An 11,661-nucleotide genomic window follows, 5' to 3' on the forward strand; every position below is an offset into this window, starting at 1 on the left:
TATTGACGAGAAATCTTAGCACATAACAGCGCCGGGGCTGGATGAATTTGCCCCGGCGCGCCCAGAAGAATGTGACCATTATGTTAAGAAGCGGAATTAAATTCGGACTTTTTCCCATTGCTTCTGAAGCTTCTTCTCCGACACGCTCATGAGGGTGCCTAGCTTCTGCGCAAAATAGGAAACCCGATACTCCTCCAACATCCAGCGGAAATTGGCGAGCTCTTCATCCACATAACCTTCCCGTTGGTGCTTCTCTTTTCTCGCGTTGTATTGCGACCATAGCGTCTCGAACATCAGTTGGAACTGGCGCTCCTGAGTGATCTGCCGTGGCATCTTGTCCAACCGCTCCTCTATCGCGGCAAGGTAGCGCGGATATTGCCGCAACCATTCCAGCGGCGCTTCCGTGAGAAACCCGGGGTACACCAAGTGCTGAAGCTGCCGCTTCACATCTCCCAAAAACATCGCCAGCGCCAAAACCGTGTTTTTACCCAAGGCTTTGGTTATGCGGTGATAGGCCTGCAAAATCTCATGCAGCAACAACGCAAGCTCTTCCGCTTTGGGGATTAAATCCGCCTTATACTGCTGCACCCGTCGAGTGAACTCATCTGCGTTGGCGATCGCAGGTTTGTCTTTAAGAAAGACCTCGATACAGGCCGTCAAGGCAAGCTCGTCCACCAGACCATCCAGCTTTCCGGTTGGAGCATAGTACAATCCAATCTCTTTCAGCTTGGGCAGATTCTTCTTCAGATACTTCACCGTATCCGCCAGCCTCAGCATGATCAGCCGCGCCATGCCGAGACGGTGCTGCGCCTGAGCGAACCCCGCGTCGAACGCCGACTTTAACGCTACGGACGTTCCCTGATCCTGCAAATAGGGATACAGGAACAGACTGGCGCCCGCCTGGCTGACGGCGACTTTCTCCTGCATGGCGCCGAAGCTCCATTCAGTCAGCCCTGCCTGCTCTTTGAACAAGGTTCCAGATTCCTGCGCCAACTTTTCCAGGCGTCCTTCAAGCCTTTTAACCAGCTCATGATAATCTCGTCCCTGGTCAATCACGCCGCCCTGGCTGTCCACTACCTGGATATTCATGCGCAGATGAGGCGGCAGCAGGGATTCATCCCATTGCTCAGGAGCGACCTGCATGCCGGTCATTTTGCGCAACTGCTCACCCAACGCCAGAGACATGGGATGGTTATCCGGAACCATGGCGTCACTGGCCGCCTTGGCGAAATCAGGGACAGGCACAAAGTTTTTCCGAATCGCCTTCGGCAGCGAGCGAATCAACGCCTCGCACTTCTCTTTACGCATTCCCGGGGCCAACCAGTCCAGAAGACCCACTGGCGCCTGCGCCATGGCTGCGGCGGGCATGCGCACCGTCACGCCATCGTCTTTGGCGCCCGGCTCAAATTTGTAGCTCAGCTGAAATTGCTGCCCATTCCACAACAATGTGTCGGGAAACTGCTCTTCCAGCTTCACCTCCGGCAGCACTCGCAACAGCGCTTCCGGCGATAACAGCAACGCCTTTTTGTCACCGTCCGACAAGCGCTTGTACCAATACTCCAACCCTTTGACGGTGGTGATGTCCGCGGGCAGTTGCTCATCGTAGAACTGGAACAACACTTCGTCATCGACCAACAGGTCGCGACGACGGGCTTTGGCTTCTATCTGCTCGACTTCCTCCCGGCATTCCGCATTGTGCACAATAAACGGCAGGCGGCTGTTGATCTCGCCTTCAATAAGCCCTTCCCGGATCAACGCCTCGCGACTGAACTGCGGATCAATGCGGCCGTAGCTCACCTGGCGACGCGGCACCACAATCAGGCCATACAAAGAGACCTGCTGGAACGCCAACGCTTCGCCTCGCTTCTTCGACCAGTGCGGCTCCAGATAACTGCTCTTGAGCAGTTGCGGCGCAACCTTTTCTATCCAGCCAGGCTCCATGCGAGCGACGGTGCGGGCGAACAGACGGCTGGTTTCCACCACTTCCGCCGACATAATCCAGTTCGGCGCCTTTTTCCGTACTTTCGATCCCGGAAAGATCACAAATTTGCGCTGACGGGGGCCGGCGTACTCGCCCTTTTCGTCTTTCTGGCCAATTTGGGTGATCAGCCCCGCCAATAGAGCCTGATGCAGTTCGTCATAAGCAGCGGGCTCCGTGTTTTCTTTGTAGCTTTGCTCATGGCAGAGCAACAACAGCTGGCGATGAGTGTCACGCCACTCGCGCATTCTCAGGAAAGACAGGAAGTTTTTCTTGCAGAAGTTGCGCAGTTGATTCGCGCTCAACTCCTGGCGCTGCGTCTCATAACCGTTCCACAGGTTCAGCAGGCTGACGAAGTCCGATTGCTCATCCGCCCACTGCGCGTGCTTTTCATCCGCCGCCTGCTGAAATTCCATGGGACGCTCCCTTGGATCTTGCACCGCCAGGGCGGAAACAATAATCAGCATTTCTTTCAGGCAATGCCCTTCCGCAGCGGCCACCAGCATTCGCGCCAGACGAGGATCGATGGGGAAACGCGCCAGGGTCCGTCCTATCGCCGTCATCTGCCGCTGCGCGTTAACCGCGCCCAGCTCTTCCAGCAGCTTGTAGCCGTCATTGATATACCGCTTGTCCGGCTTCTGCATGAAAGGGAACTTCTGGATATCGCCCAGACGCAACGAAAGCATCTGCAGAATGACCGACGCCAGGTTGGTGCGCAGAATTTCCGGATCGGTGAAGGGGTCGCGACCGACGAAGTCCTCCTCAGAGTACAGCCGGAAACACACACCCTCCGCCACCCGACCACAGCGGCCTTTGCGCTGCTCGGCGCTGGCCTGCGAAATCGCCTCTATCGGCAGTCGTTGCACTTTGGAGCGGTATGAATAGCGGCTGATGCGCACCTGCCCCGGATCGATCACATAACGAATGCCCGGCACCGTCAGGGAAGTTTCCGCCACGTTGGTGGAGACGACAATGCGACGTCCGCCATGGGACTGAAAAATACGGTTCTGCTCCTGATTACTGAGCCGAGCGTACAGGGGAAGGATTTCCGTGTTACGAAACTCCTCTTTACGCAATCTCTGCGCAGTCTCGCGAATCTCCCGCTCTCCAACCATGAATATCAGGATATCTCCGGGTGGTTTGCGCTGCTCACGCTCCATCTGCTCGATTTCCCGAATCACATGCACAACGCCATCCTGCAGACCGATATCCACCTCGTCGTCCATAGTGGTCAAGGGACGGTAATGCAGCTCTACCGGATAAGTGCGGCCAGACACTTCCACCACAGGCGCTCCATTGAAGTGTTCGGAGAAGCGTTCAAGGTCAATCGTGGCGGAGGTGATGATGATTTTGAGGTCGGGCCGCTTGGGCAGGAGGTTTTTCAGATAACCGATCAGGAAGTCGATATTTAACGAGCGCTCATGGGCTTCATCGATAATGATCGTGTCGTAACGATTGAGGAAACGGTCATTCTGGGTTTCCGCCAGCAGTATGCCGTCGGTCATCAACTTCACCAACGTGCTGTCGTCGGTATGATCAGTAAAACGGACCTGATACCCCACCTGCTTGCCAACTTCGCAGCTCAGCTCCTCGGCAATGCGGTTAGCGACGGAGCGCGCCGCCAGACGACGAGGCTGCGTGTGGCCGATCAAACCGTCCACGCCGCGCCCCAGATCCAGACAGATTTTCGGCAACTGCGTGGTTTTACCGGAGCCGGTCTCACCGGCGATGATAACCACCTGATTTTCAGAAATGGCTTTTTTGATCTCTTCCAGCTTATCGACGACTGGCAGATTATCCGGATACCGCACCTGCGGCATCGCTTGCAGGCGCGTCGCCCGAATTTCCATAGAACGCAGTGTCGCGCGCCAGAATTTTTCAACGTCCTTTTCCGCAACAGAACCCTTTGCGATTTCCCGCCATTGCCTCTGCAATCTAAAACGATCTTTGATTAACACCAGGGACGGGTCAAAACGAGACTCACTCGACATGTAATATACTTTTTAACCAATACTAATTCAGGATGCGGATGTTAGCGGGAAATGGGTTAATAGTTAAGCGGTAAATGGGATAGCGTAACCACGCAACAGCTTGAAATTCAGGCAGTCATACTCGTAATTTGCACTCAGAAAAATGACCACTGGCGCGAGACTATCCACGACATCAAGTTTCATTATTTTATTAATAACACCAGTTGTTCTCTTCACTCTTCATGAAGAATTTAAAACCTGCAGCGTAGAGGATATACATCCAATGTAACGCTAAGACTCAGCCGCCTTCTTGGCGGACAGCAATAGGGTCACCCAGGAAAAAAACGCAATGCCGGCCACATCCGCCATGACATCGGTGATATCCAGCGTGCGGGAGGGAAAGAACGCCTGCGTCAACTCTTCCCCTATTGCGAATGTAAGCACGCAAAGCGCGCCGACATAGAGAGGAATCGGGCCCAGTTTCAGGTGTTTGGTTTTGAAGGCGAAGTTAGCGGCCAGAGTCAGGACGCCAAACAAGCAAAAGTGCCCCAGTTTATCGCCATAGGGAATGGATTGGACGAAGTCGAAGAAAATGCTCGCTCCACCAGTATCCGCCAGATAGATAATCCATAGAATAAACGCCAGAAACCCAAAGGCGAACAGACTGACCGCTTTCTGCATAATCAATTAACAACGCTCTACAACTGAAAGAACCCGCCTTTAATAACACAAAAAGCGGGCTCTCACCCGCTTTTCAGCTCTCCTGGACTCGCCGCGCAGAGTTACGCCGCTTTGTCTTTCTGCTTTTTGATTTCCTCATCGCGCAGCTCCCGGCGCAGAATCTTACCGACATTGGTTTTCGGCAATTCATCGCGGAACTCGATGGTTTTGGGCACCTTGTAAGCGGTCAGGCGCTCGCGACAGAACTCTTTCAGCGCGCTTTCAGTAAGATTGGGATTGCTCTTCACAACGAACACTTTCACCACTTCGCCGCTTTTCAGGTCAGGCACGCCAATCGCCGCGCACTCAACCACATCCGGATGACTGGTGACTACATCTTCAATTTCGTTGGGATAGACGTTGAAACCAGACACCAGAATCATATCTTTCTTACGATCCACAATGCGCAGGTAGCCGTCGTTCTGCACCATGGCGATATCGCCGGTTTTCAGCCAGCCGTCTTCAGTCATGGTTTTTGCGGTCTCATCCGGACGCTGCCAGTAACCTTTCATGACCTGAGGCCCTTTAACGCACAGCTCGCCGACTTCCCCGACGGTAAGATCTTTACCTTCATCGTCCATGATTTTCACCATGGTATTGGGGATCGGCAGACCGATAGTGCCGATTTGAATGGCGTTCATGGGGTTGATGGAAACCACTGGCGAGGTTTCTGTCATGCCATAGCCTTCCGTCACATCACAACCCGTGACTTTCTTCCACATTTTCGCCGTATCGCTGGTCAGCGCCATGCCCCCGGCGGCAGTCACTTTCAGGGAAGTAAAATCCAGCTCCTGGAATTTCTCATTGTTGCAAAGCGCCACGAACAGCGTATTGATGCCCAGGAACGCTGTGAATTTCCATTTGCCCAGCTCTTTGATAAAGCCGTCGAAATCCCGCGGGTTGGGAATCAAAATACTGTGGTTGCCGGTATCCAGCATGACGCCGCAATTCATAGTGAATGAATAAATGTGATACAGCGGCAGCGGCGCAATGACTGTCTCGATGGCTTCACCCAGACGCACCGTCAGTAACGGCTTCAATTGCGCTACGTTGGAAACCAGGTTGCGGTGGGTCAGCATGGCGCCTTTGGCGACGCCGGTCGTGCCGCCGGTGTACTGCAACACCGCGATATCTTCGGGGTTAACGTCCACAGGCTTAAAGGTGTAGCGCGCGCCCATGGACATGACTTTAGTGAACGGGACCGCGTTGGGAATATTATAAGGCGGCACCATTTTCTTGACGTACTTGATCGCCGCGTTCATCACCATGCGCTTGATTGGCGGATGCATGTCCGGAATCTGCGCCACGATGACGTGCTCCACGCCGGTATGCGGAAGCACTTCCTGCGCCTGCGAAGCCATATTGGCCAGAACCACCAACGCCTTGGCGCCGGAGTCGTTAAACTGATGCTCCATTTCCCGCGGGGTATAAAGCGGGTTAGTGTTAACCACGATCAGTCCCGCCCGCATGGCGCCGAAAACAGCGATCGGATATTGCAGCAGGTTAGGCATCTGGATGGCGATACGGTCGCCGGGCTTCAGGTTGGTTTCATTCTGCAGGTAGGCGGCGAATGCGCGCGTGTGCTTCTCCATTTCGCCATATGTCATGGTGGCGCCGACGGCAGTAAACGCAGGTTTGTCCGCGTATCGTTTACATGCCTGTTCGAACATGTCGACAACCGATTTGTATTTCCCCAATTCAACTTCGGATGGAACTCCGGGGGGATATTTATCCTTGAAAAAATTATCCATACCGCTATCTCCTGGCCAACGCTGTTAATAGGCAATCTGATTATATTTGTAATTGTCTTCGGCAATCGGGACTGACTGAGAGATGACCGCGTCGCCCGAGGCGACGGCTTCAAGGATGACGGAGCAATTCCGCAGCTAACTCGACGCTTATGCGCCCGGCGCTCGAACCTGCGCCGTAACCCTTAAAATGAGTGAATTCCACTGCACAGAGCAACGTCGACTTCCGCACCCGGCGGTTTCGACGCACCCCACATTAGAAACTCTTACTCGCGATCATATATAAGCCAATCATCGAATCCCTGACGACCACTACCCCATTCTTACTTCTGTCATCGGGCGGCGCTATTTTCAGGAGAGTCACCCGGTCGGGTGATTACCCCATTAAGCCGGAACGGTATAGTGGGCTCGTTTTTTATAGTGCGCGATAGAATAGCAGCTTTATTTTGGCTTATGTAGACAAAAGTCTTACTTAATTATCGGCGTTTCCTTGGCTCCCCTGGGACAATACAGAGCGGGAATACCGCGACAATAATCGTTGACGCTGATGCCGACGGTAGCTAAATTGTTGCGAATCAGCGTATAAAACACTAATAAAATCCAATAAATAGCAAACATCATGCGCAACCTGGAAGATTTCCTGACCAGCACGGACGGCCATAAAATCGGGTACTACAGATGGATACCGGACGCCCCCGTCATACGCGGCGTTATTCAGATTTCCCATGGCATGGCGGAGCACGCCGGACGCTACCGGAATCTGGCTGAGCACTTCTGCGCCCGGGGCTACGCGGTTGTCGCACATGATCACCGCGGTCATGGCCGCTCTATCGCCAACGGGCAGACTGGTCATTACGCTGATCGCGACGGCTGGGACAAAGTCGCCGCAGACCTGCTGTTTATGGCCAATCAGATAAAAAGCTGGCATCCAGACGTTCCGCATTTTCTCTTCGCCCACAGCATGGGGTCTTTTATCAGTCTGCAATGTCTGATCGCGCACCGCCCGCCCTTTCACGGCGTTATTCTTTCCGGCAGTAATTACGGCGCGCCATTGAAATATCTTGCGGCGGCGGCCATCGCCAGGGCGGAAAAGCTACGCCTGGGCGCGCGCAGCGCCAGTCGCCTGCTGGATCAACTTTCATTCGGCTCATTCAATCATCGCTTCGCTCCTAATCGTACGGAATTCGACTGGCTTTCCCGCGACCCCGCCGAAGTGGACAACTACATTAAGGACCCATGGTGCGGCTTCATCTGCACCACCGCCACCTGGATCGCGATGCTGGATGGTCTGCGGCGCATTTTCACGTCCGCCAGCTTCTCCCGCATCAACCCCAATCTGCCTATCTATCTGATCGCGGGAGATAAAGATCCGGTTGGAGAGTTCGGCAAGGGGGTAAAAAGACTGGAGCGCCACTTACGCGAGGCGGGCGTACGCGACCTCAGCTGCACGCTCTACCCCGACGGACGCCATGAAATGCTCAACGAGATCAATCGCCAGCAAGTGCTGAACGACCTGTCCTCATGGGTGACCGCGCACACTCCGTAACAGACGCGTTAGAGAAATATGGATTACACTAATATATAAAGGAAAGTTAATCCCTGCGTCGCCACTCTCCGGCGTGCGTTGTCAGCAACCCAATCAAGTTATCAGTTCACTATGGACGCGCTAGAAAACATTACCTACGACGAACTTCATGTGGGCGACTCCGCCACTTACACCCGTACACTGACAGAGCAGGAAATCGTTCTGTTCGCCGCCGTTTCCGGTGATATCAATCCGGTGCATCTGGACGCCGAGTACGCGCAGTCCACCGTATTCAAGGAGAGAATCGGCCACGGCATGTGGTCCGGCGCATTGATTTCTGCGGCTTTGGCCACCGTTATTCCGGGTCCCGGCACCATTTACCTGGAACAGCACCTGAGCTTCAAGCGTCCGGTAAAGTTAAATGATGTCCTGACGGTCACCCTCACAGTAACGGAAAAGCTGTCGAAGAAACGGGTGGTTCTGGATTGCGCCATTCACAATCAAAATGGCGTATTGGTGGTGGAAGGTCAGGCGAAGGTCATCGCCCCAGATGAGAAAATTTCACTGGAAAGGCCCACACTACCGGCTATATCCATCAGCGGCGAACAGTGATTCGCTAATTAAGAGCGACCGGCTTCATCAAGTCCGCCGCTCAGTTTTCTCCATAAAAAAAGCGCCCACTCAGGGGCGCTTTTTTTGTTTGCTCAGGCTTACAGCAAGTCAATGGGATATCTGATCGCCTGTTTGCCTGCGTTGGATTTGGCGCCGAAGTTCAGCAGCCTCAAGTAAGAGCAGATTTTCTTTTCGAAGTCCTGATTATTCAGGTTACTCTCCACAATCTTGCACTGAGACACACTGCCATTTGCTTCCACTGTCAGCTCAGGCACCAAGGTTCCTTTAAGCGTTGGATCTTTGCGAAGCGCACGCTTATGCAAGGTAGACAGCTGCCCTTTGGCCGCATCAAAGACCTTCCTGATCTCTTCGGCGGAACGCGTTGTGCTGCGCTGATTGCCAGAACCGGAACCAGACGTTTTCTTGCTGGTGGAACCACCTCCGCCCGGCTGGGCTTTTTCCTGCACTTCCGTCACCTTACGCGAAGCCAGCGCCACCTGTTGGGTAGACTTATCCAGCTTGTTGGCGTCCACGCCCCCACTCCCTGAAGTGGAAACATTGTTCACCAGCTTATCTGACGCCTTCTTGCTGATCGGAGTCGCCGTATACAGCGGCTGGTCTGACGCATCCGCCGTGTCCGCCAGCGCTCTCATATCGGAGAGCTGATCGCTCAGCGCCAACAAACCAGAGCTTTGTGCTTTCTCGCGCGCCTGATCTACCGTCTGCTGCTTGGGTTGCTCCGCCTTCGGCGTCACCTTTCTCTCAGGTTTCGGCTCAGGCTTGGGCTGTGGTTTCGGTTCTGGCTTTGGCTCGGGTTTCGGCTTGGGCTCTTCTTTCTTCTCTTCCTTTTTCTCCGGCTTCGGTTCCGGCTTTTTGATTTCCGGTTTTGGCATTTCCCGTTTTTCAATCACTACCCGCGCCAGCTGGGGAGGCAACGCCTCCAACTCTTCACGGGACTTCTCAGGCAAATCAACCAACGGGATAATCACGCCCGCCACCAGCATAACCAACATGGCGAACGCGAGAATCAGAAAGAAACGATCTCGCTCCCTAGCGTCAACGTTCCACGGCAAAGGAGAGCCGGCGCGTGCTTTCACCATGCTAGGCCTCCTTCTCGGTGGTGCGTCTTACCGCCAGTGAGATACTGCTGTAGCCCGCTTCCACACAGGTGGACATGATTTTCTTCAGCAACTTATACGGCAGCTCTTTATCCGCCATGATGGTAATTGGTCTGCCTTCAGGCGGCGCCGGCGTGTTGACGCGGGACACCTGATAGTCCAATTCCAGCTTGAGTCCGTTAATCAACAACGGGGCCTGATTAACCGCGGCGGCGACCTTACTGACCACTCTGCCGCCAACAATAATGTCGTCATCCGTCACCGTGACAGTCAACTGATCAGTGGGCGGCTGGTCGGCAATGGACACGGGCAACTCTACAGCGCTGTTTTGCTGCAGCACCTGCACATCGGATGAATTCACCATCAGGAAGAACACCAGAATAGTGAATATATCCATCAGCGACACCAGATTCAGCGACGCTGTTTTATGCATTCTTCGGTAATGGCGTTGATAACGCTTGGCGCGGCCTGACTGCTTCATTGCGCGCCTCCTGCCGGAATGATCTCAGGCGCATCGGCAATGGAGATATCCGGGAACAACTCCGCGTTAACAACGCTTCCCGCCACAACGGTTTTGTAGGAACGCACCTTATCCATCACACTAACCAGTGTTTGATAGGACGTGCTTTCCTGAGGCAACAACGTAATATCTTTCTTATCTGGAGGGACCCGGGCTTTAATGTCCTGCATAGCCAATGCGAGCGTCTTATAGTCATGCTCGCCTTCCGCCTGCTTCGGGATCTGCATGATGACCCCGCCCTTGTTGTCTGCAATCACCAACTGCTCTTCCAGGATCATGACCTGCAATTGCAGCTGGTCTTTATTGTCCTGGGCGGAGTTGGCGGCGGACTCAGGGAAGTTCAGGTTCAGAACGCTGGTTTGAGAGAACACCAGATTGATCAGCAGCACCGGCACCAGGACGATCATGAGATTCATGAACGCCGTGATATCCAGGTCAGCGACAGCCTCCGGACGACGGTGTTTACGACGCATCGGTCTGTCCTATGTTCTTTCTGGTGCGGCTTTCGCTACCGGGGCGGCCTGGGCTGGTTTCTCCGAAATCAGGTTCATGATCTTGATGCCAGCCATTTCAAAACTATCCACGATTTCGTTGGTTTTGGTTTGCAGGATGGCGTGCACCAGCAGTAAAGGAATCGCCGCAATCAAGCCGAATGCGGTGGTGTTCATCGCCACCGAAATACTCTTCGACAACAAGTTGGCCTTCTCCGCGGGGTCGGCGTTGGCGACGGCGGTAAAGGCGGCGATCAGACCGATAATGGTCCCCAGGAGTCCCAACAGCGTGGAGACGTTGGCGAGCGTCGCCAGATATTGCGTACGCTTTTCCAGACGAGGCAGAACTTCCATCAACCCCTCTTCCATCGCGTATTCAATCTGATCCCGCGGCTGACGGTTCAGCAAACGGGTCAAACCCGCTTCCACGATGGTGGACATGGCGGTCTTGGATTGTTTGGCCTGCTTCAGCGCATTGAGGTAATCCTTGCGCCCGATCATCATGATCAGTTTGTTGAAGTCCGCGCGGTTGCTCAACTTGGCGACGCTGAGATAGATATATCGTTCAACAGCGATTGCTACGCCGATCACGAGGACAATGGCGATGGGATACATGAAAACACCACCATCTTGAAAAAAGCGAACGACAGTCTCGAACATATCGCGCTGACTCCTTAATCACTTCTAGGTTATTGCTGGTCTAAATCGCCTATCTTAAGGTTTTTACGATAGTACAGACTTTGCCGAAACGCCTGTCTATCTAGCGGTCTGAGCGCGCCGTCCAATTCTTTTTCCGGCTCTGGAACTTCAATCGCCGGACTATCCGGCGTTCCCCAGGGCGCCAGGTACAAGACTTTAGGTTGCTCCTGCTCGCCTCTCAACGCCGTTCCTTCGAGCTCGATCAACTCAGCCGCAAAACCTGCGTTACTGTAGAGACCGCAGAGGCATAAGGCAAGTATTTGAAATCTCATACCTTCTC

General features: G+C 54.0%; 10 protein-coding genes. 2 read left to right on the forward strand and 8 right to left on the reverse strand.

What is annotated here, in order from left to right; translation table 11 throughout:
- Positions 1–96 precede the first annotated feature (96 nt).
- The 3 genes from hrpA to ACQYWX_RS18730 form a co-directional block, all read right to left on the reverse strand.
- Complete coding sequence (gene hrpA / locus ACQYWX_RS18720; RefSeq protein WP_431685925.1) at positions 97–3,969, reverse strand: ATP-dependent RNA helicase HrpA; 3,873 nt, start codon at positions 3,967–3,969, stop codon at positions 97–99.
- Positions 3,970–4,239: 270 nt separating this feature from the next.
- Positions 4,240–4,629: a VanZ family protein gene (locus tag ACQYWX_RS18725; protein WP_431689522.1), complete on the reverse strand. Its 390-nt coding sequence runs from the start codon at positions 4,627–4,629 to the stop codon at positions 4,240–4,242.
- 101 nt (positions 4,630–4,730) lie between these two features.
- A complete protein-coding gene (locus ACQYWX_RS18730; protein ID WP_127971610.1) occupies positions 4,731–6,419 on the reverse strand; it encodes a long-chain fatty acid--CoA ligase in 1,689 nt (562 codons plus the stop codon).
- Between the two features lie 616 nt (positions 6,420–7,035).
- On the opposite strand from ACQYWX_RS18730, the gene ACQYWX_RS18735 reads away from it, so the two are divergent.
- Together ACQYWX_RS18735 and ACQYWX_RS18740 are read left to right on the forward strand one after the other, a co-directional pair.
- Positions 7,036–7,962, forward strand: a complete 927-nt coding sequence (locus ACQYWX_RS18735; RefSeq protein ID WP_431685926.1) for a lysophospholipase — start codon at positions 7,036–7,038, stop codon at positions 7,960–7,962.
- A gap of 111 nt (positions 7,963–8,073) precedes the next feature.
- Positions 8,074–8,553, forward strand: coding sequence for a MaoC/PaaZ C-terminal domain-containing protein (locus tag ACQYWX_RS18740; protein WP_216735549.1), 480 nt, complete (start codon positions 8,074–8,076; stop codon positions 8,551–8,553).
- A 98-nt stretch (positions 8,554–8,651) separates the two neighbouring features.
- Here the strand turns inward: ACQYWX_RS18740 and ACQYWX_RS18745 are convergent, their stop codons facing one another.
- The 5 genes from ACQYWX_RS18745 to ACQYWX_RS18765 are packed head-to-tail and all read right to left on the reverse strand — an operon-like array spanning position 8,652 to position 11,653.
- Positions 8,652–9,653 carry an AgmX/PglI C-terminal domain-containing protein gene (locus ACQYWX_RS18745; protein WP_431685927.1) on the reverse strand — a complete coding sequence of 334 codons (1,002 nt, stop codon included), beginning with the start codon at positions 9,651–9,653 and terminating at the stop codon, positions 8,652–8,654.
- Position 9,654: 1 nt separating this feature from the next.
- Positions 9,655–10,152: an ExbD/TolR family protein gene (locus tag ACQYWX_RS18750; RefSeq protein ID WP_127971618.1), complete on the reverse strand. Its 498-nt coding sequence runs from the start codon at positions 10,150–10,152 to the stop codon at positions 9,655–9,657.
- Entirely contained in the window at positions 10,149–10,664 is a 516-nt protein-coding gene (locus ACQYWX_RS18755) for an ExbD/TolR family protein (protein ID WP_431685928.1), read from the reverse strand. Before ACQYWX_RS18755 ends, ACQYWX_RS18750 begins: the two co-directional genes overlap by 4 nt.
- Before the next feature lie 9 nt (positions 10,665–10,673).
- Entirely contained in the window at positions 10,674–11,342 is a 669-nt protein-coding gene (locus ACQYWX_RS18760; RefSeq protein WP_127971622.1) for a MotA/TolQ/ExbB proton channel family protein, read from the reverse strand.
- 29 nt (positions 11,343–11,371) lie between these two features.
- Positions 11,372–11,653 carry a hypothetical protein gene (locus ACQYWX_RS18765; RefSeq protein WP_431685929.1) on the reverse strand — a complete coding sequence of 94 codons (282 nt, stop codon included), beginning with the start codon at positions 11,651–11,653 and terminating at the stop codon, positions 11,372–11,374.
- Positions 11,654–11,661 lie beyond the last annotated feature (8 nt).

The organism is Hahella sp. NBU794 (assembly GCF_050749805.1).
Lineage (GTDB): Bacteria > Pseudomonadota > Gammaproteobacteria > Pseudomonadales > Oleiphilaceae > Hahella.

What these genes read in the sequence shown, in the direction of transcription:
- hrpA (WP_431685925.1), bottom strand. Translation starts at nt 3,969, where the DNA reads ATGTCGAGTGAGTCTCGTTTTGACCCGTCCCTGGTGTTAATCAAAGAT.
- ACQYWX_RS18745 (WP_431685927.1), bottom strand. Translation starts at nt 9,653, where the DNA reads ATGGTGAAAGCACGCGCCGGCTCTCCTTTGCCGTGGAACGTTGACGCT.
- ACQYWX_RS18755 (WP_431685928.1), bottom strand. Translation starts at nt 10,664, where the DNA reads ATGCGTCGTAAACACCGTCGTCCGGAGGCTGTCGCTGACCTGGATATC.
- ACQYWX_RS18750 (WP_127971618.1), bottom strand. Translation starts at nt 10,152, where the DNA reads ATGAAGCAGTCAGGCCGCGCCAAGCGTTATCAACGCCATTACCGAAGA.
- ACQYWX_RS18730 (WP_127971610.1), bottom strand. Translation starts at nt 6,419, where the DNA reads ATGGATAATTTTTTCAAGGATAAATATCCCCCCGGAGTTCCATCCGAA.
- ACQYWX_RS18765 (WP_431685929.1), bottom strand. Translation starts at nt 11,653, where the DNA reads ATGAGATTTCAAATACTTGCCTTATGCCTCTGCGGTCTCTACAGTAAC.
- ACQYWX_RS18740 (WP_216735549.1), top strand. Translation starts at nt 8,074, where the DNA reads ATGGACGCGCTAGAAAACATTACCTACGACGAACTTCATGTGGGCGAC.
- ACQYWX_RS18735 (WP_431685926.1), top strand. Translation starts at nt 7,036, where the DNA reads ATGCGCAACCTGGAAGATTTCCTGACCAGCACGGACGGCCATAAAATC.
- ACQYWX_RS18760 (WP_127971622.1), bottom strand. Translation starts at nt 11,342, where the DNA reads ATGTTCGAGACTGTCGTTCGCTTTTTTCAAGATGGTGGTGTTTTCATG.
- ACQYWX_RS18725 (WP_431689522.1), bottom strand. Translation starts at nt 4,629, where the DNA reads ATGCAGAAAGCGGTCAGTCTGTTCGCCTTTGGGTTTCTGGCGTTTATT.